Below are 20698 nucleotides of genomic sequence, written 5' to 3'. Positions count from 1 at the left end.
TTAATTCCGGGTTATTTCCGTTAACCAGCAGAGAGTGTATTTTATGGATTCACCTATCACCCCGCCCCTGCAGATTATGGCTGTCAGGCTGACTGAAGAGCGTCAGCGTCAGGGGCGTTCTATCGCTGATGTCGCGCGCAGTGCCGGTATTGCCAAATCCACACTGTCGCAGCTGGAGTCAGCACAGGGAAATCCGGGAATCGAAACACTGTGGTCACTCTGCGTGGCACTGAATATCCCGTTTGCCAGTCTGTTTGAAACCCCGAAAAGCCGGGTGACCGTGCTGCGGCGCGGTGAAGGTATTCAGGTCAGCGCCGAGAATGCCTATTATCACGCTTTTCTGCTCTCCTCCGCCTCTGCGGTTAACCGGCGCGACCTCTACACCATCACCGCACAGCCCGGCAAAGACCGCGTGTCCGAGCCGCATATGGCACAAGTCACTGAACATATCCTGCTGATGACCGGCAGCGCCGTTGTCGGTACCCTTGATGAGCCCGCCACACTCCTGCCAGGTGACTATATTTCCTACCCCGGTGATGTCCCGCATATTTTCAAAGCGCTGGAGCCCGATACCACAGCGGTCATGATTATTGAGCACTGATTTTACGTATTTGCTATTCACAAATGCTTACTTATCGCAAATAATGTAAAGTGAAGTTTATCATTTCGGGTATATTCCGCATCCGGTATCAGACTGCTTTGCCTGCACTGATACCGGTACAACGGGCTTACTAAGGAAAAACCATGCTTGATTTTAACCGTCAGAATTTAACTCATATGACAGCCGGTGCCCTGAAAAAACAACGGGGCTATTTGTGGATCGTCGCCATTTTTCTGCTGGCCGGTGGTGTGGCCTGTCTGATGAATCCGCTGATCTCCGGTGTCACACTCAGCTATATCATCGGGGGACTGCTCGTGATAAACGGGCTCTCCATGTTGTTTGTGACACTCAGCAGCCGGCTTTACAGCGGCGGCAGTAAGCTGTTTTCCGTTCTGGTTGCGGTGGCCTATCTCCTTCTTGGCTATGTTTTCCTGACCGAGCCGCTCACCGGGATGCTCAGTCTCGCTATTCTGCTCGCTATCCTGTTTATTGCCGGCGGGATCCTGCGCCTGGGTTCAGGTCTGCGTCAGATGTCTCAGGCCCGCGGCTGGCTGAACATTATTATCGGCCTGCTTGATCTGTTTATCGCTTATCTGCTGGTCGGTAACGGCCCGATTGTGTCTGTCACCCTGATAGCGACGCTGGTCGGTATTGAACTGCTGTTCAGTTCTTTCGGGCTGATCGCCGCCGCCTCTGTCCTGAAAAAGAATAATTAACCGCATCCGGTGGCGCGGGCACATAATTTGCCGCGCCACATCCCCTTTTTTCCTTTTTTTCCGCTTTTATCGCAACTTTACATACCCTTTCAGTACCCGTGCCTGAAAAATGGTACAGTATTCAATGTGATCCTATTTTTTAACCTTTTGCTGCTCACGAAGGAGTCTGTAAAACCACGTCACAGGAGATATTTTTTATGGAGCAACAACTGCGACTATGGCTGCAACAACAATTTGAACTCAGTAATGACTACGCCTCATGGGCAGCCATTACCGGCGTAATTGTTCTGATTCTGGCTATCGCTGTTATTCTGCATCTTGTCCTGCACAAAGGCCTGCTGCCGTATATTGAACGCCGTACCGGCGGCGATCAGCGTCCGTGGGGGGCATTGATCACCCGCACCAAACTGTTTAACCGCTTTGCGTTTCTGATTCAGGGTATTGTCTTTAATATTCAGGCACTGGTCTGGCTGGGGCGCGGCTCTGCCGCACAGGAAATTCTCACCACCGGCGCACAGGCCTGGTGCCTGCTGTTCGGCATGCTGCTGCTGTTTTCAGTGATGGACATTCTTCTGAACCTCTCCCGCCATACGCCGTCGCTGAGCCGGCTTCCACTGCGCGGTGTCATGCAGAGCCTGAAACTGATTGTCGCGGTACTTTTCAGCATCCTGATAATTTCACTGCTGATCGGAAAATCCCCGCTGATTTTACTGAGCGGACTCGGTGCCATGACCGCCGTCCTGATGCTGGTCTTTAAAGACCCGATCATGGGGCTGGTGGCCGGTATTCAGTTGTCGGTCAATGACATGCTGAATGTCGGGGACTGGCTGGAGATGCCGAAATACGGCGCGGACGGTGCAGTAACAGATATCGGGCTGACCACGGTCAAAGTGCAGAACTGGGATAACACCATCACCACCATTCCGACTTACGCCCTGATTTCCGACTCCTTTAAAAACTGGCGGGGAATGACGGCATCCGGCGGACGGCGTATCAAACGCAGCATGAATCTGGATACCACCAGCATCCGCTTTCTGACGGATGAGGAAATCAGTCAGCTGCGTAAATCAAACCTGATTGCCGGTTATATCGATGCCAAATTACAGGAAATCGCAGAATACAATGCGCAGGAGCCGGATGACACGCTGCTCAACCAGCGGCGGCTGACCAATATCGGGACATTCCGTGCCTATGCGGAGGCGTACATCAAAGCCAGTCCGCATATTCACAAAAAAATGACCACCATGGTGCGCCAGCTGGCACCGACACCGGACGGGCTGCCGGTGGAAATCTACGCGTTCACCAATGTGACGGCGTGGATAAGCTATGAGCAAATCCAGTCCGATATTTTTGATCACCTGTTCGCGATCCTGCCGCAATTCTGGCTGCGGGTGCATCAGACACCAACGGGCTTTGATATGCGCGGGATTGCCGCCCATTTTGCCCGTGAGTGTGAATCAGAACGCCGAACCGGGTTGTAACAGAAATTCCGCCTCTTCCGGGGTGGAGTTCCGCCCCAGAATCTCATTGCGGTGCGGGTAGCGGCCGAAGCGGTCAATGATCGCTTTGTGCCGCCGCTCAAAATCCTCTGTGCTCTCATCGAGCCCTTTAAACAGTAATTCTGCCTGCTGATGGATCAGCGCAGATTCCGAATGCATATACGGCATCAGCACAAATTTGCGCTGCACCGGAGGCAGCTGCAGATAATCCGGTGTTTTCACCGCTTCCTGCGCCAGCACCAGTGCCATCGGGTCCTGTGCAAACGACCGCGCGTCACCGCGCCACAGGTTACGGGAGAACTGATCCAGCACGAGGATCTCCGCCAGACGTCCGCCGATATGCGCCCGCCAGCTGAAACACTCTCCGGCGGCCGCCTGCTCCCACACGCTGAGAAAACGGCGGCGGATCAGATCATCAAATTGTGTATCTTTCTTAAACCATTGTTCCGGTGTGGCTTCATTAAACCAGAAATCCAGAATCTGTTGTGCTTCCATCGTCAGGCTCCTTATCAGTCCGGCCATGAGGATCTCTCCCTTTGCCCGGCGGTCATATCACGGTATGCTGGGAAACCATTATTAGTTTAACGCATATATTGTCAATTATTTATCACAGGCCGATATTCATGGGAAAACTGTCCGCACACACCGCCACATTCTACGGCGTTCTGGCCATTCTGTTCTGGATCACCATTGTCGGATTAATCAAACGGGTCAGTGAGGATTTCGGGCCTGCCTTCGGTGCGGCGCTGATATACACCCTCGGGTCAGTGATGTTACTGCTGGTGACCGGTTTCCCGGCCATCCGCCGCTGGCCGCGCCGCTATCTTATCTGGGGCACGCTGTTGTTCGTCAGTTATGAGATCTGCTTTATTCTGGCGCTCGGTTTTTCGCAGAACCGTCAGCAGGCAATTGAACTGGGTATGGTGAACTATCTTTGGCCTTCCCTGACCGTCGGGCTGGCTGTACTCATGGGCGGACAACGTCTGCGTCTGCCGCTGATAGCCGGTCTGGTGCTGGCAATACTCGGTATCAGCCGGGTGATCGGCGGTGAGAACGGGTTATCACTCAGCTCTGTCGCCGCAAACGTTGCACTTAACCCGCTGAGTTACGGCCTCGCGTTTGCCGGTGCGGTGATCTGGGCCTTCTACAGTAATTTATCACGCAGGCTGGCGGACGGTAATAACGGCATTACTCTGTTTTTTATCATCACCGCCGTAATGTTATGGGTGGTGACCGCCTTTGACGGCATCACACTGCCCGCTGAATTTTCCGTTTCGACCGTTGGTTTTCTGATTGCCGCCGCTGCCTTGTCCTGTGCGGCTAATGCACTCTGGACCATCGCGGTTCTGCGCGGTAATGTCGCTCTGATAGGCACACTCTCTTATTTTACCCCGGTACTTTCCACCGCGTTTTCCGCATTATTACTCAGCACCGCCCTCTCCTTTGCATTCTGGCAGGGCGTGCTGATGGTCACCGGCGGTTCTTTATTATGCTGGCTCGCCACCCGCCGGAAATAACACAAAAATGAACCGGCAGCTTTCCGGCGGAATATGCTAAATTAACGCCATGCTATTATTGGTTGCCTGTCAGGAAATGTGATGTCCAAAAAATTTAAACATAAACTGGTTAATTTATTCTTACGGCTTTATACCCGCCGCCGTGATTTTTCACACTCCGTCACGGCTTTTAAACAGCTGGAGACCATCGACTTCCGCAATATTGTCATTTATTCGACAACGGCACTCGGGGATTTTCTGATGAACACCCCGGCTATCCATGAAGTCCGGAAGCGGTTTCCCGACGCCAGAATTACCGTTGTTGCCGGCAATAAAATGGCCGCCTATATTCGTACCGGCATCGGTAAAGACTGGGATGACGTCGTCTGCTGGAACAGTAAAGTCAATACAGTGACTAAACTGGTCAGAGATTTGAAAGCACACGGAACACCGGATCTGATTCTGATTATGCACTCACATAACCCGTATGATTATCTGAGTGCGGTTATGACCGGCGCACCGTTTGTTTTCCGCTGTAACCATCCGGCAAGTCCGTGTTCACTTATTGAACCCTGGCTGACCAATTATAATGGCCCCGGTCATCGTCATGCTATTCAGTCCCGCCTCGATCTGATAGCACCGCTGCAATGTCAGTTCACCGGCAAAAGCATTGAGATGCGTGTCCCCTGTGAGGTCACCGCAGAACCTTCCCCGTGGCACAACGTGGGCTTTCAGATGGGGGCATCCAGTGAAGAACGCTGCTGGCCGGTATCTTACTTTGTGCAGCTTGCCACCGCCCTGATGTCCGCAGATGATAAAATCCGGATAACCCTGTTCGGCGCGCCGGGGGAAGTGTATCTTTCAGAGCAGTTTATGACGTTACTTCCCGCCGGGTTTCATCACCGTACGGAATCCCTGATCGGCAAAACCTCCATGACAGAGCTGACTCAGGCGGTGAATAATATTGATGTGCTGGTCACCGGAGATACGGGTACCATGCATATTGCTATCGCGCTGAAAGTCCGGACGGTCAGTCTGTTTGTCAGTGCCGCCGCTCACGCTACCGGTCCTTATCAGGATCCGTCGCTTCACCGGGTGATCTCCGGTTTTACCAGCCCGCTGTTAACACCTCCCGGAAACCATGAAATGACAGCGATCAGTACTGACCGGGTTATTACTGCAGTGCAGGATGCGCTGGCGGATGTTTATCCGGACACCCGCACCCCCTGATACGTTAAATTACTTACGCAAAAGCACGGTCTCACGCCCGGCCGTAAAATACAGTAGACTGGCAGAAAAAGGAGGATCTATGTCAGAGAGTATGAAAAAACCGCGTATGACACAGGAAGAAGAGGACGAAATAGAGACCCTGACAAAAGGTCTGGTCATGCGGGATAAAATGAAACTGCCGAAGATTGACAGAGAAGTCGAGCAACAGCGTCCGGCGCGTTTACGCCCGTGGTTCCGGGAACGTCTTAAATTCCACCGTGATGCGGTCAGAAACAGTTAACCATAAAACAGCACCTGCCGGCAGCAGATAAGCCGGCAGGCTGAATAGGGTTATTTCGCCATCTCAATAATTTCTTTTGCTGTTTTACCCTGTAATTTCTCTTTCAGTCCCGCCATCATTTTTTCTTCATCACCACCGCTGGCAAATGCCACCTGGAAGCTGATTTTAGTAATAGCGCCTTTCAGTTCACGGGATTGTTCCGGACTCAAATCTTTTTCCATTTTAGCAATGGATTCCTGCGCTGTTTGCTGAGAAGACATATCCAGTGTTGCATCGCCGCAAGCGGTGAGTGCAAAAGAGAGCGTGATAACTGCCAGTAATTTTTTCATTTTCCACCTCGTTAATAATATCTGCGGTATTTTACATTGCCGTACAGATAAAACCATGTTTATTACAGGCGGAGTTCATCGTTTATCAGCCTTCAGTATCAGAATGCCTTCCGGATACCGGTTACTGAAAGTGCCGTTATTCATTTGTGTTATGGTGGCTGGTGATAACTATCCGAAACCCAACCTTTCACCTTATTCATGAAATGACAGAAACGTATTTTAATAGCCGGTAAATTATTTAATGGAGTAATGTTATGGCTGGTTGTTTTGGTTCAAGTCCTTTATCCGCGGGTATCAGTAGTCAAACAAGAATTAAGACTCACTTTTCTGATGCTTCCCCGTCACAGAGCCCATGGGAAAGATTGGAGGGTTTTTTCTTTGAAAATCATCATGATGATGTAATATCCTGCCTTATGGGATTTTGCTATCCTGACCCGAAAATATCCAGAGATGCCCTTGAAGACCTATTTTTCAGCTCAAAAGATTGGCGGCACCAGGATATAAAAACCACTTTACCGTGGAGGGAAACATTTCGTCAGAAAAATGTTTTTACCGTATTACCGATAAAAAGGGAGACGATATTGTGTCAGTTTATCATGGACCTATAAGAGTCAATGATGCTAAATCTTCATGGGATCAGGTAATATGTTTACCCGGTGTGTCATATAATCCCTGATGGTAAAAGCACAGTTCAGAAGCGTATAATTCGTTATTGTAAATCCGCTGTTTTTCAGTATTTGTGCCGATATAATACTTTCGTCTGAGAAATACACGGAAAAGCTATGTTTAACGAATGTGTTGTTGATGAAATTTTAAACTGGATAGAAAACAATCTTGAGTCTGATCTTTCATTAGAGGCCGTTGCCGGGAAAGCCGGGTATTCCAAATGGCATTTTCAGCGTATTTTCAAACAGCAGACCGGTTATACCCTGGCAAGTTATGTCCGTGCCCGGCGCCTGTCCTGCGCGGCCATTGCCCTGCGCCTGCTGCCGCTCAACCTGATGCATTTGTCCATGAAATACCGTTTTGATTCACAGCAAACATTCTGCCGTGCCTTTAAACAGCATTTTGGTATTACCCCGTCAGGCTACCGTAAAAAAAACGGCTGGCAGCCGGGCGGATTCGTTCTGCCGAAACGCTATGCCGGAAAACTGCACTCATCAGTTGAAATGACAACACTGCCGGAAAAAGTACTGACCGGAACCGCACATATTTACCAGGCAGCATCCGATACCTGGAATATGCGCCTGCCGCAGTTGCGCAAATATTACTGGCAGCCTTTTGTACAGCGGCTTGCTGCATTACCGGATACGGTTTATGCCATACACGGTGTCAGTAAATCGGCAGGGGATACGTTCTCAATGTATTATGCCACCCTGGCCGAAACACATTGCCTGAAAAATACCACACCGCAGGATCTTATTTATACGCCCGGCCATGCCCATTACTTAAAAATTATTTTTGCCGGTGATTTTTCAGGTATTGATTTTCAGGATATTACTTACGATATCTATAATAATATTCTGCCGGAACTGAATATTATCCGCCATCCCGGGCATCCGGATACGGAAGAATACGTACTTCAGGACAACATCACAGAATTAAGCCCGGAAAACCCGAAACTGGCGGTCCGGGCAATTAATTATTACATTCCGGTAATGACTGATACCGCAGGCTGGTGATCATTCTCTGCCAGCGTCATACTGTTATGGCTATTCTGCTCTGCGGTCTTCTGTGCAGTAACAGTTTGTTGCCGGGTATCATTAAATCCGAGAATAAAAGTAAACAATACAAATCCGTAGACGACCTTTCGTTTTGACGGCACCCGTTTACTGATTAAAATATAAATAATCAGAGCCGCCGAAATAACCACCCCTGATATGTATACGTAGTTTCCCATAATGGTAACTCCCCTGATTATATTCCAATCGTAGTTTATCTTATTCACCCGTACATTATTCTGATAATCGTCTTAAAATAACAAAATTAGGAATTGACTGTTATTTATTTTCTGTTTTTTACACATGAACCGGTTACTATGAAAAAGAGTATCTTCTGATTTACGGAGGTAACCAATGTCATCATATGCAGAACATATCATTACAGCGCACATTCAGTGCGATGCGGAAGAAGCGCTGCTGCCGCTGCTAAAAGAACTGACTGATAAGCAGATGCTGGGCGGCTGGCGGTTGCGCAAGTATGAAATACTGCCTGCCGGTGCCCCATCCCCCTGGTATCTGCTGAAAGATAGTGCACAAATCGCATTGCTGCCGACACATCCTTTCGCTGCTGTTTCTGTCGCGGATGCCGCTATTGCGGATGAAGTCGAAATCACGGCGCATAATGAGCGGATTGAACATCTCAGTAATGCGATAAATTCCACTTACGGAATTTTATATTGCCATCTTTCTTTTAAAACACTGACAGTATAAAAATCTGAGATGGTATACCGGGATTGTTACGTATTTCCCGATTATTCTGATACAGGCGGATCCCGAACAGGACTATGTTGTAACACGCCTATTGTTCAGGAGTTTATAAGATGAAGATGAATATTAAGAGAGTCAGCACAGTGACGTTGTCTGCCGTTCTGCTGCTTGCTGTGGCCGGCTGCGCCAATATGTCAAAGCGTGACCGGAATACGGCTATCGGCGCGGGTGTCGGTGCTGTCGGTGGTGCTGTCCTGACTGACGGCAGTGCGCTGGGAACCGTCGGCGGCGCGGCAATCGGCGGACTCATCGGCCACCAGGTGGGTAAAAAATAGTTTCCGGAGCCGGCATACCGCCGGCTTTTTCATTCCTTCCCTGCTTTATACCGGTAATGCCCGGTGATTTTCCAGCTGAACAACACATCCTCACTGACCTGTCCGCCGCCGATATTGTGCATGATCAGCGGGTTTCCGCTGCGTTCTGCTGTTTTATCAGTCACAATGCCAATGTGCGGACGGCCGTTATCCAGCTGCCAGGTCACAATATCACCGGGCACATAATCCGTTGCATTGCGTGTGACCGGTTTGGTTTCCCCTTTCCGGCTGAAAAAAACCATCAGGTTGGGCACCCGGCGGTGATCAATATTGGTATCCGGCCGTGTTTGTCCCCATAATTTACGACCCGGATAGCGGGAAAACGCTGTTTTGATATCTTCGTGAACCTCTTTTTGCAAATCGATACCCATTTTCCGGTAACTGCGGATCACCACATCCGAACAGACCCCTTTCAGGGGGGAAACATCGCCGCCGGGATAGGCAATTTTTTCATAGGACGGATCATACAATACCAGCCTGTCAAGCTGCTGAGCAGCCTGATTCAGGGATTCCGCACTGTAACCGGCAGGTATTATCACAGTAAACAGCAAAGCCGTGCATACTGCGGTAATCGTGTTGCGCATTCTTTCCTCCGCAATGACTCAGAAAATCCCGTTGTTACCCCAGATATAGCGTAATACCCCGGCAGCATCCTGCGGACTGAGCTGTAATATACTCTGGTACAGCGCTGTTTTTATTTCACAGGCCAGAATGGCGTCTTTTTCCAGCGTTTCCGCTTCTTCTGCATCGAGCAAACGACCATAGGTATAGCGCAACCGGAGAAAGATGCTGAGATATAATGCGTCAGTTTCTGCCGGAGATAAATCCGGCGCCGTTTTTTTTACGGGAGAAAGATTAATTCGGGTTCCGGTATCCGGCTCTGCCGGATAAATAAAACTGAAATAACGCAGCCCGGAAGGATCTTTATCCAGAGCACAGTCAAACAATGCCAGCCGGTTTACGGCATATTGTAGTATCAGCTCATCAGATGTGTGCTTTAGTAATGCTTTCCGTTCCGCCGTATTACCGGAATACATTTCCCGGTAAAAATTCCGCAGTGTAATGCCGGATAAAAGATAATATTTTCCGGAGAAGCTACAGCACCTTGCCTCAGCAGCAACGGGTTTCAGTGCCGGAAAAAAAATAAGAAGAAAAAACAGAAAGAAGACAGAAAAATACACCGTCATGCGCTGCAGAAATATAATAGCCAGCACCCTGTCAGCCCCCGGCAGCGGGGTAAAATAGCCGGGTAAAACACCTGCCGGGCTCTGCACCGTCATATCAGAAAATTACCGGCATTATTCCAGCACCAGCTTATCCTGCCCGGCCCGTTCCGCCCAGACATTATATTCTCTGACCAGCGCCATCACTTCATTATTGGAATCTTTCATTTCCCGCATATGCGCCTGGAGTTTTTTCAGATCGCCGGGAAACTCCCGCTGAATTTGCTGTGTTTTTATCCGCAGACGCTGCATCTCTTTATTTCGCCTTTCCAGTGCGGCCATCAGCATATCCCTGATTTGATTACATTGCGCAATAGCTTCAGAATCAAATTCTGAATATTCCCGCATATCGTCGTTGTCAGTCATAAAAAAGATTACCCTTATCTGCAATATACCGGACACCGATTATAGCGTTTTACCCGCACGATTGCCCCCGCACCTTCGGCCTGAGAGAAATATTACACCCTGTTTCTCTGGCATCATATTTTCACCTGCAGCGAAATTCACCGGTTACGCATCTGATGATTAAAAAAGGTAAAAATGACGCTGTCTGTATCCGGAATAATACCATCGGTCAGCCTGCCTTTACCGCAATTCGGTTCCGGGGTGAATGCCCTCCCCGGCCTCAGGTCAGATTGGTGTTAACAAAAATCAATGATATCAATATATTACATTTCTTAGTGTCAACTCTTAGTTGTCTGACAACAGAGAGGGTTCTGACACTACTTATTTCAATGTATTTCTCCCTGTTTTGGCAATATAATGTAACAAATTATGCTTTGTATCTAAGTACATAGCACAAGAATGGTATGATGTTACGATAGTTTTACACAAAACAACGTAGTTTCAGACTGTCTTTCAGAAAAGTGTTAAATGGCGGAGGTCACCACCATGACTGGGAAAAAAATAAAGGTTGGATTGATTGTTGACGAATTTTTCGGGGCATTGAATACCCGGTTTGGTGGTTATGGGTACCTGGCCAGATACTATATGGCGAAATACCTTCCGAATGAAGAATTTGAGTTTGACATTTTACTGGGTAAAGGTAAAAGCCATTTTTTTGCAGAAAAATATACTGCGGACGGGGTTAATTTGTATAAATTACCACGAAGAAATTGGTTTGCAAAACAATGGTTAAAGAAAAAAAATTATGACCTGTATTTCAGTGTGGAGCTGACATACGAACATGTGATAAAAAATGAGCCTGATCCGAATAAAAAACTGATTTTGTGGGTACAGGATCCCCGCCCGATGTATGAATGGGATGAAATTTTTACCGTTAAGCTTATTTCTGAAACGTCATATTACAATCAGCGTATTTATGATCTTGTTCATGACTGGTATAAACAAGATCGGGTTAAATTTGTTACACAAGCAAGATGTCTGAATCAAAAAGCCATTGACCTCTACAATCTGGATCCGGATGTTGATATTACTTTTTTACCAAACCCTATTGATATTGATTATAATTTCGATGTCACGACTTTTCATAAAAAGGATAATATCGTTTTCTTAGGCCGTATTGCATCAGTGAAACGCGGATGGATGTTCTGTGAAATAGCAAAAAAAATGCCACAGTACAACTTTTTTGTTTTAGGTAAAATATTCCGTGATGATGATAAAAATCATGAGATCATGAAGAAATATGAAAATATTCCAAATCTTCACTTTACAGGTCATGTCGAAGGTGAAGAGAAAAATAAATACCTTCGTGAGGCAAAAATTCTCGTAAATACCTCGATTCATGAGGCATTGCCGGTTTCCTTCCTCGAAGCGTTATCATTCGGAACGTTACTGGTCAGCAACCGTAATCCTGACGAATTAACCTCTAAATTTGGTATTGATGTCGGTGAAGTGCTTGGTGATGGATTTGATAAAGTTGATTTATTTGTTGATGCTATTGATAAACTGATCACCGGTGAAGAAAACCGGAAAAAATTATCGGTTGAGGCAGTGGAATATATCAAGACCTATCATTCTGTCGATAAATTTGTTTCAGACACACATACCATAATCAGAAACGAACTTTAATAATGATATATTGCTCAGGATAGTATCCTGAGCAATAATCCTCTGCGCTCTCATGCAAAGACAAAAAACAGGTACTTCCGGCTAAAATCAATAAACCTCACCAGGTGAAAAATGCCTCTCCCGGACTTTTTTCACTATTTCAGGTGGTTGAACGTTAGCATCACCTCTGGCTAATGCAATATTGTCACTGGTTGTAACAAATACATTTGCTTCACCATTAGTGTCTAAACGTATTCCCTGGTTAAAGTGAGCTTCAACTTTATTATTAAACCCTATATCAAAGGTAACCTTTCTCTCCTTATTTTTCACATCATCTCTTTTTACGATTTGTGGGAGGTCAGTGATGGTGATTTCTATAATCCCCCCATTCCTTGACAGAAAATCTTGTATATTTTTGACTTTTTCAATTGGAGTGTCCGCACTCTTTATATCATTCACACCAACTGGCTCCATATTTTTTTTGTAAATTTTCACATTACCATTAAATAATGTTTTATCTTTAGCCTTGGCAAAATGATATGCTTCTGTATATCTGTTTACCCAGGGGAAAAAGGTCTTACTTTTTGGATTGTGTTCGTACATGTCGGTCTGGAAATGCCATTTAGAATCACTTTCTCTGAAATCAATTTTTTCTTTCCATTGCAATGGAGGCATTTCTATATATCTGTTGTTTTTTAATTTGTTATACTCCATTGTAAATTTCACATCAATACCAGAACCTATAGCGCTATCACTATTAAAATTTTTATTTTTGATGTTTACCCTTTTGAGAGACCAGGCATCGTTTAGATTAACGACTCCGCGGGCATCCAGTCCCGTCAGGGAATTTATTTTAGAGTCCTTAAGCATTTCATCAGCGCTTAATAATACAATCCCATTATATTTGTTTATTTCTGCAGGTATAAACTTACCTTCTGCATAATTAACATGTATTTCATTGTCATTATCTACCTTGATAAATAACCGATCTTCTTTTTGTTCTAATTTCATATATTCATTTTTAATTTTTATATACCGATTATCATCAGCATCATACCTTAGTCCCTGGTGGTCAGGTGCTGAGAGCTTTCTTGTATCCATTTTTTCAGCAATCATTGCCGGGTCAATCAATACTTCCAAATCTTTAGATACATGGACAGACGTTTCCCGCTCAAATAACCAGCGATTACCATCCCATTCAATCGGATAACCTTTTTTTTTCGAGAACGCCGGGTCATAAACTTCATAATGGATGCCATGTTTTGGTGTTACGACTGTTTTAACCGGAACCAGTTCACCGTTCATTTCAACATATTGTCTCCAGGAATAATGACCTGATTCACCTATCTTTTCCTGTGAATATATATTACCACTTCCATAGTAGTCCGGATTATTATTTCCCATTGGTGTATAATAGAATCCCTCTTTTTTACTTACTTTTATTTCCTTTATAATATCAATCTGCTGATTACTGAAGACAGCATGTTCATTATGCGTACTGAGATGCCATGTTCGTGATAAGGGCTCCATATAAACCGGGATAAATTCTTTTATCCCTGAGACTTTATTCACAACAATTTCATATTTACCGGCACCATTCTGATGAAGATCAAAATTAGTACCATGCAGCCTTATTTGCCGTTTTCCCTCACTGATTTCAACATTGAGTTTTGATGAGTCAAAACTGTCGGCATAACGCCATGAAAGGTTACTCTCATCAACAATAACTCTTCTTTCCAGCCGTTCCGGTTTTACCGCATCTGGATAATACGTAAAAAATTCATTCGATTTTTCAGTCGGTTTGAGATAAACCTCCCGTCCATTATCATTTACCGCGCCTTTCAGCTTCAGCAGAATTTCATTTTTGATGCCGGTATGCGGATTTCTGGTGTAAAAAGCGGCTCTGTCCTGTGCCGGTGAGATATGAAGGAGTTCCATGGGCCTTATACGCCGGGAGGCTGCACGTGATGCAGATTGATACGACAAACTACCATCATCAAGTGAGGTTAACACCTCCGCTATAAACAGCCTTCTGAATCGTTCAGCACATATCTTATCCCCCTGATTTTGATAATATGCCCGTCGTTTGGCATGCGCGATAAGATTCCCGATTAAAGGCTTAATCCCCAGCGTAAGAATGTCAGTCGCTATATTGAGGCCATCAGCCGCTCCCCGTTCCTCCGGAGAAGGCCGGCTATCCGGACGATTATCATAAATCATACGGAATGGATTTTCGGCTCTCTGGGCCTCGAATAAAAGCAATTTGCCCTGATTTTCACCCTGCGCATCCAGCACCTCTTCTTCAAAAGCGCAGTGTTCTTTTATATGTTCTCCGGTTCGGGGATCCAACTCCGGCATCAGTGCCCGCTTCGTTCGGTTTGTGCCCGAACCGTTATTATCCAGACGGGCAGCAACCATTGGCATGCCGGCAGCTTCCGCCCGCAGCCACAGTTCAACGTTACTACCTTCATCTGCAGTCAGCTGCCCGTCAGATACCAGATACTGCACCACGCCGGAAATCAGTTCATTCTTCTTCTGCTCACCTGTAATGATATAACTGTCGCTTTTCAAATTCCGTGTGATAGCCGGCGTTATTGCCGATTCTGTTCCGGCCTGTGGTACGGGTGATGCATTCGCCGGCGGAAATTGCAGTGGATCATGACGGGCGATAAACCGGCCTGTTTCATGCAGTGCATTCATAACCGGATTTAGCACAGCAGTGAATCCGGTATCACGGTTATCCGGATACGCGCTATCCCGGGAAACTGACGGAAATACACGTCTCTCTGAGGTAAATACCGATATATTGGTGGTTGCTGCGGGTAAAATATCATCAAATCTGACCTGGCTTAACAGCATTAACAGCGGTGCAACTGCGCCTTGTCGCGCAGATGTGGCCGGGTTCGATGGTGCGCTCAGTTCTCCGCGAGAATTGACGACGCTGTCAATACTGCGTCCTAAGCGGTATATTTCATCCGGAATACCGGGGCAGTCCGGATTGATGCCCTGAGTTTGTGTTGCGGAGTTTAGTCTGAAAGTATTGTGAAACTTATTCTGGTAAGTCCCGGTTGACACTCTGTGCTGCGATGCTGATACCGGCATAATTAAACTCTCCTGCGTGTGAAAATGATACACTCGCATATCCCGGCTATATCGCTATCAATGAATAGCCCCATTACGGGGCATTTTTGTAAAAAGTAGGGTGCTGAAAGTACATCTTGTACTGTGATCATCAGGCAAAAGAAGAAATGGACAAGGGTAACGCTGAGATGAGTCATGATGCCATGGGGATTCATGGCACTAATAGGGCATGCGCACTAATAAAGGCAGTCTGGTTATGCATCATATACAAAAAAAACCCGCTAACTGGTTGAGAGTTAACGGGTCTTTATATGGTGCCGGCTACCGGAGTCGAACTGGTGACCTACTGATTACAAGTCAGTAGTTTTGTTTTTTAATCAATTAGATACCGCATTAAATCACGCTTTCACGTCCCAACAATTAAAAAGATTGAAAAGGTATAAAGCACATCTAAAACCATTTGTGTCCCAAATATGTCCCACCACTCCTACAAACAGCTATACACCCATCTTTTAAACAAACTGCATATTTGCAACAACTCTTTATCTCACTGGTGCCACATTAACTTTTCACCACCGGTAACTGACTAAAATTTGTTGTGTATGCCGGTGATAGTATTTCGCTCTTCATCTTATACCCGCTGCCAACACCTTTCCGGCAAATATACAGAGTTGTATAATTACTAAATTTATAAAGTATCAGATAATTAAGTTACCTTACTTTTTTACTGTACTGATAGTAATCACTTCTCCATCCTCTTTCACAAATTCACTCTGTAATTTACTCGGTAAAATATCCAACACTAATTCAGATGGACGACAGAGCTTTACACCCAATGGAGTGACAACTATTGGTCTGTTAATCAGAAGAGGATACTTCAGCATGAAATAGATAAGCTGTGTATCTGTGAATCGACCACTATCAAGTTCCAGTTTTTTGTAAGGTTCAACATTTTTACGCAGCAGATCTCTTACTGTAATCTTCATTTTTGCAATGAGTTTTATCAAAACATCTCTGTCTGGTGGTATATCCAAATAATGGATAATATTAGGTTCAATACCGCTACTTCGGATCATAGCAAGTGTATTCCGGGATGTTCCGCAATCCGGATTATGATAAATCGTTATATTGCTCATGTAGTCACCATTAATTGAGATACGAAAGCCTTATGACTAAAGTGATTAGAGTAATGGTTAAGACCGGAACAGTCATAATAATGCCTGTTTTAAAGTAATACCACCATGTGATAGTCATATTTTTCTGAGATAAGACATGAAGCCATAATAATGTTGCAAGGCTTCCGATAGGCGTAATTTTCGGACCTAAATCTGCACCGATAACATTGGCATAGACCATGGTTTCCTGAATAAGACCGGTTGCATTGCTACCATCAATCGATAATGCCCCGACAAGGACGGTTGGCATGTTATTCATAACAGAAGATAAAAAAGCAATGATATAGCCTGTTCCCAGTGTTGCTGCCCATATTCCCTTGTCAGCGAGGTAATTAAGTATTTCTGACAGGTAATTTGTGAGCCCGGCATTTCTCAGACCATAGACGACAAGATACATACCCAGTGAGAAAATAACAATCTGCCACGGAGCACCACGTAACACTTTCCGTGTATTAATTATTTTGCCATGTGACGCAACAAGCCATAAAACAGATGCACCCACTGCCGCAATAGCACTGACCGGAATACCCAGCGGTTCGAGAACAAAGAAACCAATGAGCAGTAAAATCAGGACAAACCATCCCGCCTTAAATGTTTTCAGATCTTTGATAGCCGATGCCGGAATAACCAGCTTTGACGTATCGTAGTACTTTGGAATATCCCTGCGGAAAAACCAGTGCAGCATAAAAAGTGTTGCAATAATAGCAACAATATCTATCGGCACCATGACAGAAGCATATTCTGTAAATCCGATATTAAAGAAATCAGCAGAGACAATATTTACCAGGTTTGAGACTATCAGCGGCAAACTGGCTGTATCGGCGATGAATCCTGCAGCCATAACAAACGCCAATGTTGTCCCTTTACTGAATCCCAGTGCCAGTAACATTGCAATAACGATAGGTGTTAATATGAGTGCTGCACCATCATTGGCAAATAAGGCGGCCACACTCGCGCCCAGCAAGATAATATAACTGAATAATAGTTTCCCTTTTCCGCCCCCCCATTTTGCTACGTGGAGTGCAGCCCATTCAAAAAAACCACTCTCATCCAGAATAAGGCTGATGATAATAACGGCGACAAAAGTCCCTGTCGCATTCCAGACGATATCCCAGACAACAGGGATATCCTGAACAGTAATTACTCCGGATAAGAGTGCAGCTAACGCACCCAGGGTCGCGCTCCAGCCTATACTCAGCCCTTTGGGCTGCCAGATAACAAAGGTAATGGTCAGAACAAATATTAATGCAGCAACAAGCATAGCAACCTCTTTCAGAAGGTGCAGGAAGCACCTTCTGCTAATGATAAAACTCAGTCAGCCAACCGGCTCAGTGCCACGATACCAACAGGCTCGTTTTCAAGCAGCGGTACGATTGCTGTTCGTTTTGCCAGCGATGATGTCACTTTTTTGATCTGCGGAATTTCATGCTCTGCTCTGGAAAGTAATAACGGAGATGTTGTTTCAGTGACAGAAAGGCTGTTATTAATGACCCAGGCCCACGGATGAATACCAGCTCTCATAAGATCACTCTGTAAGTTTTCGGCTTCAAGTACCGGGGTTGTTTCTGCCAGGGTCGTAATGATGACCTTGGTTCTTTCCGGATCCTGCAGTTGCATCATAGGTGTCAGGAAATGGCCTTTTTCGCCCATTTTTTTTGCGATTTCTTTGTGATAGGCACCGGTAGCATCGAGCAGAAGCAGAGTATGCCCGGTTGGTGCTGTATCCATAATAACAAAACGATTCCCGGCTTCACGGATGATGCGTGAGAATGCCTGGAATACAGCAATTTCCTCTGTACATGGAGAACGCAAATCTTCCTCAAGCAATGCCCGGCCTTCCGTATCCAGAGATTTTCCTTTTGTCTCAAGTACATAGTTGCGGTAGCGTTCGGTTTCTGCAACAGGATCAATCCTGCTGACCTGCAGATTAGGCAGACTCCCGTTTAATGTATTTTCCAGGTGTGCAGCCGGATCTGAGGTAGTCAGGTGAACATCAGCGCCCTGTTCTGCGAGTTTTACTGCAATTGATGCAGCAATTGTGGTTTTCCCGACACCGCCTTTACCCATCAGCATTACCAGTCCGTGCTTCTGGACTGCAATCTCGTCAACAAGAGACGATAACGGCAGCAACGACATGTCGGGCTTAGTATTGTGAATAGCCGGCAATGTTTGTTCTTTGTCAGATAATAATTCTTTCAGTGCATCAATCCCGACCATATTACGGACACGTAACATCAGCGTGTCTGCCGGCAGACTGCGGAGTATATCCGGCATATTCTGTATTGCAGTCTGTTCACGGTTACGGAGTGCCTGCGATAATTTGTCTCCGGCTGTTACCGCTGATTCAGGGAACACACCATTAATTATCAGCTGCTGATTTTTTACACCTAATGCTGAAAGCTCGTCATAAGTACGGGCAACTTCACGCAATGCGGCTGACTGAGGGCGGGAAACCAGCATTAAGCGGGTTAATTGTTTATTGCTCAGTGCGTCAACTGCCATGCTGTATTGTTCACGTTGCTTTTCAAGTCCGGACATCGGGCCGAGACAGGAAGCACCGTCCGGATTATCACTGATGAAATCACTCCAGGCACCCGGTAACTGTAATAACCGGATAGTATGACCGGTCGGTGCCGTATCAAAAATAATGTGGTCAAACTGGTTTGTGATTTTTGCATCTGTCAGTAAGCCGGTAAATTCATCAAATGCAGCAATTTCGGTTGTACAGGCACCGGAAAGTTGCTCGGTGATACTCTGAATTACGGCTGCCGGTAAACTGTCTTTTATCGGATCTATGATTTTTTTCCGGTATTCTTCCGCAGCGGCCTGCGGGTCTATCTCGATGGCGGACAGATTAGGTACGGCAGAAATCAGTGTAATCGTATTACCAATAGTTTGTGAAAATACCTGTCCGACATTGGACGCCGGATCTGTGCTGACTAACAGAACTTTTTTCCCGTTTTCCGCCAGTTTAATCGCAGTTGCGCATGAAATTGATGTTTTACCTACACCGCCCTTACCAGTAAAAAATAAGTAATCAGGTGCGTTATCCAGAAATTTCATTTTTATCTCCTCAACAGCATGTCTTATTGTTTCCGCAGCAAGCGGCTGACGGGGCTGATTTTTCATCAGAAATGCTAATACCAAACCAGCGGGCTAATTCATGCCGTTTCGGGTAACGTCCTGTCAGAACAACCTCACCATCAAGAAGCAGTAATGGCAATGCATCTGCACCGGCAGTTTCGATAAATACTTTAGCTTTTGCGTTATTTACAAATTCCATCGGCTCTTGTCCCAGATTAAAACGGCGGACATTTGCACCCTGTTTTTTCAGCCAATCAAAATCAGTGGCAAAATCCACTAACGCCTGATCGACATCTGTTCCGCAGACGCCGGTACTGCAACATAAGGCAGGATCAAACACTTCCAGCTTCTTCATATTCACACCTCACATATGATTAATCGAATATGTTAATTTAAAAAATTTTATGCCGGACAGTTACCTGCTGTATTTTTGTTGTTTATGGCAGCGAGTAACTGTGAAACTCTGTTTTTCTCGGTGGAATATGTCACCTCGATGATATTTTTAATCCATGGTAACAATGCCGGAGACAACCTGTAATGAACCCATTTCCCGTGTTTAGAATCCAGAAGTAGTCCAGACTCTCTGAGCATTGCGAGGTGTCTTGATGTTTTTGGTTGTGACAAATTTAGTGCCGTATAAATATCACAGACACACAATTCACCTGATGCTTTAAGCAGTAATATGATATCCAGTCGTGTCTGATCACTTAATATTTTAAATAGCTGTAAGGATTCCATATCTGCTCCTGTATGATTATTGAGGCTTAATCTACTCCGGTATAACACATTCGTCAAATCGAATATGTTATTCAGCATAATAAATCAGGAATACCCGCGCATGATATCCATCAGCGCGGCTTTGTTTTATTCCTCTGTGTCTCCGGCCTGCTCTGCTGCTTCCTGCGCTTCACGCTCTGCCCGTTCCCGCTCCATCTGTTCAGCCAGTTCACGCTGCTTCACATTCCACACAGAGCCCTGCGGCATTTCAACACGCACATCAAGGCGGGTGGATTCCGGCAGGTCACACGGTTCACCGTCCTGATAAAAGATGCGCTCACCTTCCGGGGTGATTTCTTTCAGCCGCCAGTTCTGGAAACGTTCCGGCAAATGCGCATGCTGACGGTGACAGGTTTCAATAATCAGGCTGCCGTCTTCCTGTACACGGTCATCA

General features: G+C 45.9%; 22 protein-coding genes and 1 pseudogene. 10 read left to right on the top strand and 13 right to left on the bottom strand.

Annotated elements, in window-relative coordinates; translation table 11 throughout:
- Positions 1-43: 43 nt before the first annotated feature.
- From N7387_RS14220 to N7387_RS14210, 3 genes are all read left to right on the top strand, one after another.
- A complete protein-coding gene (locus tag N7387_RS14220) occupies positions 44-601 on the top strand; it encodes an XRE family transcriptional regulator (RefSeq protein WP_015422664.1) in 558 nt (185 codons plus the stop codon).
- 143 nt (positions 602-744) lie between these two features.
- Positions 745-1317: an HdeD family acid-resistance protein gene (locus tag N7387_RS14215; protein ID WP_279799792.1), complete on the top strand. Its 573-nt coding sequence runs from the start codon at positions 745-747 to the stop codon at positions 1315-1317.
- Between the two features lie 197 nt (positions 1318-1514).
- Positions 1515-2798, top strand: a complete 1284-nt coding sequence (locus N7387_RS14210) for a mechanosensitive ion channel domain-containing protein (RefSeq protein WP_279799790.1) — start codon at positions 1515-1517, stop codon at positions 2796-2798.
- On the opposite strand, the gene N7387_RS14205 is transcribed toward N7387_RS14210, so the two are convergent.
- Positions 2775-3311: a DUF924 family protein gene (locus tag N7387_RS14205; RefSeq protein WP_262861349.1), complete on the bottom strand. Its 537-nt coding sequence runs from the start codon at positions 3309-3311 to the stop codon at positions 2775-2777. The two genes, N7387_RS14210 and N7387_RS14205, sit on opposite strands and share 24 nt — an antisense overlap.
- Positions 3312-3439: 128 nt before the next feature.
- Here N7387_RS14205 and yddG point away from each other — a divergent pair, with 128 nt between their 5' ends.
- The 3 genes from yddG (at position 3440) to N7387_RS14190 (ending at position 5822) form a co-directional block, all read left to right on the top strand.
- A complete protein-coding gene (yddG, locus tag N7387_RS14200; protein ID WP_279799786.1) occupies positions 3440-4333 on the top strand; it encodes an aromatic amino acid DMT transporter YddG in 894 nt (297 codons plus the stop codon).
- Between the two features lie 81 nt (positions 4334-4414).
- Positions 4415-5542 carry a glycosyltransferase family 9 protein gene (locus N7387_RS14195; protein WP_279799785.1) on the top strand — a complete coding sequence of 376 codons (1128 nt, stop codon included), beginning with the start codon at positions 4415-4417 and terminating at the stop codon, positions 5540-5542.
- A 79-nt stretch (positions 5543-5621) separates the two neighbouring features.
- Entirely contained in the window at positions 5622-5822 is a 201-nt protein-coding gene (locus tag N7387_RS14190; protein ID WP_262861326.1) for a DNA polymerase III subunit theta, read from the top strand.
- A 50-nt stretch (positions 5823-5872) separates the two neighbouring features.
- Here the strand turns inward: N7387_RS14190 and N7387_RS14185 are convergent, their stop codons facing one another.
- Positions 5873-6151 carry a DUF6694 family lipoprotein gene (locus N7387_RS14185; RefSeq protein WP_262883040.1) on the bottom strand — a complete coding sequence of 93 codons (279 nt, stop codon included), beginning with the start codon at positions 6149-6151 and terminating at the stop codon, positions 5873-5875.
- Positions 6152-6933: 782 nt separating this feature from the next.
- On the opposite strand from N7387_RS14185, the gene N7387_RS14180 reads away from it, so the two are divergent.
- The 3 genes from N7387_RS14180 (at position 6934) to osmB (ending at position 8915) form a co-directional block, all read left to right on the top strand.
- Complete coding sequence (locus N7387_RS14180; RefSeq protein ID WP_279799780.1) at positions 6934-7833, top strand: helix-turn-helix domain-containing protein; 900 nt, start codon at positions 6934-6936, stop codon at positions 7831-7833.
- Between the two features lie 393 nt (positions 7834-8226).
- Positions 8227-8583, top strand: a complete 357-nt coding sequence (locus N7387_RS14175) for a hypothetical protein (RefSeq protein ID WP_279799778.1) — start codon at positions 8227-8229, stop codon at positions 8581-8583.
- Positions 8584-8699: 116 nt separating this feature from the next.
- Complete coding sequence (gene osmB / locus N7387_RS14170) at positions 8700-8915, top strand: osmotically-inducible lipoprotein OsmB (protein ID WP_262861322.1); 216 nt, start codon at positions 8700-8702, stop codon at positions 8913-8915.
- A gap of 29 nt (positions 8916-8944) precedes the next feature.
- Here the strand turns inward: osmB and N7387_RS14165 are convergent, their stop codons facing one another.
- From N7387_RS14165 to N7387_RS14155, 3 genes are read right to left on the bottom strand one after another with little or no spacing between them, the layout of a single operon-like run.
- A complete protein-coding gene (locus tag N7387_RS14165) occupies positions 8945-9538 on the bottom strand; it encodes a DUF1287 domain-containing protein (protein WP_279799776.1) in 594 nt (197 codons plus the stop codon).
- Between the two features lie 18 nt (positions 9539-9556).
- Positions 9557-10234: a hypothetical protein gene (locus N7387_RS14160; protein ID WP_279799774.1), complete on the bottom strand. Its 678-nt coding sequence runs from the start codon at positions 10232-10234 to the stop codon at positions 9557-9559.
- A gap of 18 nt (positions 10235-10252) precedes the next feature.
- On the bottom strand, positions 10253-10543 hold the full coding sequence (locus N7387_RS14155; RefSeq protein WP_262861297.1) for a hypothetical protein: 291 nt from the start codon (positions 10541-10543) through the stop codon (positions 10253-10255).
- A 507-nt stretch (positions 10544-11050) separates the two neighbouring features.
- On the opposite strand from N7387_RS14155, the gene N7387_RS14150 reads away from it, so the two are divergent.
- Positions 11051-12208, top strand: a complete 1158-nt coding sequence (locus tag N7387_RS14150; protein WP_279799771.1) for a glycosyltransferase family 4 protein — start codon at positions 11051-11053, stop codon at positions 12206-12208.
- Between the two features lie 87 nt (positions 12209-12295).
- Here N7387_RS14150 and N7387_RS14145 read toward each other — a convergent pair whose 3' ends face one another.
- The 8 genes and pseudogenes from N7387_RS14145 to N7387_RS14110 all read right to left on the bottom strand — a co-directional run.
- On the bottom strand, positions 12296-15289 hold the full coding sequence (locus N7387_RS14145) for a hypothetical protein (RefSeq protein ID WP_279799769.1): 2994 nt from the start codon (positions 15287-15289) through the stop codon (positions 12296-12298).
- Positions 15290-15829: 540 nt separating this feature from the next.
- Positions 15830-15931, bottom strand: coding sequence for a DUF4113 domain-containing protein (locus N7387_RS14140; protein ID WP_279799851.1), 102 nt, complete (start codon positions 15929-15931; stop codon positions 15830-15832).
- A 53-nt stretch (positions 15932-15984) separates the two neighbouring features.
- A complete protein-coding gene (gene arsC / locus N7387_RS14135) occupies positions 15985-16404 on the bottom strand; it encodes an arsenate reductase (glutaredoxin) (protein WP_279799767.1) in 420 nt (139 codons plus the stop codon).
- 10 nt (positions 16405-16414) lie between these two features.
- A complete protein-coding gene (locus N7387_RS14130; RefSeq protein WP_279799765.1) occupies positions 16415-17704 on the bottom strand; it encodes an arsenic transporter in 1290 nt (429 codons plus the stop codon).
- Between the two features lie 50 nt (positions 17705-17754).
- On the bottom strand, positions 17755-19506 hold the full coding sequence (gene arsA, locus N7387_RS14125) for an arsenical pump-driving ATPase (RefSeq protein WP_218455453.1): 1752 nt from the start codon (positions 19504-19506) through the stop codon (positions 17755-17757).
- 10 nt (positions 19507-19516) lie between these two features.
- On the bottom strand, positions 19517-19882 hold the full coding sequence (gene arsD, locus N7387_RS14120; RefSeq protein ID WP_279799761.1) for an arsenite efflux transporter metallochaperone ArsD: 366 nt from the start codon (positions 19880-19882) through the stop codon (positions 19517-19519).
- Between the two features lie 47 nt (positions 19883-19929).
- Positions 19930-20265 (bottom strand): metalloregulator ArsR/SmtB family transcription factor, encoded by a 336-nt coding sequence (locus N7387_RS14115; RefSeq protein ID WP_186749070.1) that lies wholly within the window; start codon positions 20263-20265, stop codon positions 19930-19932.
- 126 nt (positions 20266-20391) lie between these two features.
- Positions 20392-20698 (bottom strand): annotated as a pseudogene (locus N7387_RS14110) (hypothetical protein); the annotation flags it as partial.

Origin of the sequence: Morganella sp. GD04133, from assembly GCF_029835375.1 — a bacterium.
Taxonomy (GTDB): Bacteria; Pseudomonadota; Gammaproteobacteria; order Enterobacterales; family Enterobacteriaceae; genus Morganella; species Morganella morganii_B.
Note: the sequence above shows the minus strand (reverse complement) of the source record. Positions and strands in the feature narration are given on the sequence as shown.

Excerpts from the sequence above, each read along its gene's own strand:
- N7387_RS14220 (WP_015422664.1), top strand. The coding sequence starts at position 44 with ATGGATTCACCTATCACCCCGCCCCTGCAGATTATGGCTGTCAGGCTG.
- N7387_RS14215 (WP_279799792.1), top strand. The coding sequence starts at position 745 with ATGCTTGATTTTAACCGTCAGAATTTAACTCATATGACAGCCGGTGCC.
- N7387_RS14210 (WP_279799790.1), top strand. The coding sequence starts at position 1,515 with ATGGAGCAACAACTGCGACTATGGCTGCAACAACAATTTGAACTCAGT.
- N7387_RS14205 (WP_262861349.1), bottom strand. The coding sequence starts at position 3,311 with ATGGAAGCACAACAGATTCTGGATTTCTGGTTTAATGAAGCCACACCG.
- yddG (WP_279799786.1), top strand. The coding sequence starts at position 3,440 with ATGGGAAAACTGTCCGCACACACCGCCACATTCTACGGCGTTCTGGCC.
- N7387_RS14195 (WP_279799785.1), top strand. The coding sequence starts at position 4,415 with ATGTCCAAAAAATTTAAACATAAACTGGTTAATTTATTCTTACGGCTT.
- N7387_RS14190 (WP_262861326.1), top strand. The coding sequence starts at position 5,622 with ATGTCAGAGAGTATGAAAAAACCGCGTATGACACAGGAAGAAGAGGAC.
- N7387_RS14185 (WP_262883040.1), bottom strand. The coding sequence starts at position 6,151 with ATGAAAAAATTACTGGCAGTTATCACGCTCTCTTTTGCACTCACCGCT.
- N7387_RS14180 (WP_279799780.1), top strand. The coding sequence starts at position 6,934 with ATGTTTAACGAATGTGTTGTTGATGAAATTTTAAACTGGATAGAAAAC.
- N7387_RS14175 (WP_279799778.1), top strand. The coding sequence starts at position 8,227 with ATGTCATCATATGCAGAACATATCATTACAGCGCACATTCAGTGCGAT.
- osmB (WP_262861322.1), top strand. The coding sequence starts at position 8,700 with ATGAATATTAAGAGAGTCAGCACAGTGACGTTGTCTGCCGTTCTGCTG.
- N7387_RS14165 (WP_279799776.1), bottom strand. The coding sequence starts at position 9,538 with ATGCGCAACACGATTACCGCAGTATGCACGGCTTTGCTGTTTACTGTG.
- N7387_RS14160 (WP_279799774.1), bottom strand. The coding sequence starts at position 10,234 with ATGACGGTGCAGAGCCCGGCAGGTGTTTTACCCGGCTATTTTACCCCG.
- N7387_RS14155 (WP_262861297.1), bottom strand. The coding sequence starts at position 10,543 with ATGACTGACAACGACGATATGCGGGAATATTCAGAATTTGATTCTGAA.
- N7387_RS14150 (WP_279799771.1), top strand. The coding sequence starts at position 11,051 with ATGGCGGAGGTCACCACCATGACTGGGAAAAAAATAAAGGTTGGATTG.
- N7387_RS14145 (WP_279799769.1), bottom strand. The coding sequence starts at position 15,289 with ATGCCGGTATCAGCATCGCAGCACAGAGTGTCAACCGGGACTTACCAG.
- arsC (WP_279799767.1), bottom strand. The coding sequence starts at position 16,404 with ATGAGCAATATAACGATTTATCATAATCCGGATTGCGGAACATCCCGG.
- N7387_RS14130 (WP_279799765.1), bottom strand. The coding sequence starts at position 17,704 with ATGCTTGTTGCTGCATTAATATTTGTTCTGACCATTACCTTTGTTATC.
- arsA (WP_218455453.1), bottom strand. The coding sequence starts at position 19,506 with ATGAAATTTCTGGATAACGCACCTGATTACTTATTTTTTACTGGTAAG.
- arsD (WP_279799761.1), bottom strand. The coding sequence starts at position 19,882 with ATGAAGAAGCTGGAAGTGTTTGATCCTGCCTTATGTTGCAGTACCGGC.
- N7387_RS14115 (WP_186749070.1), bottom strand. The coding sequence starts at position 20,265 with ATGGAATCCTTACAGCTATTTAAAATATTAAGTGATCAGACACGACTG.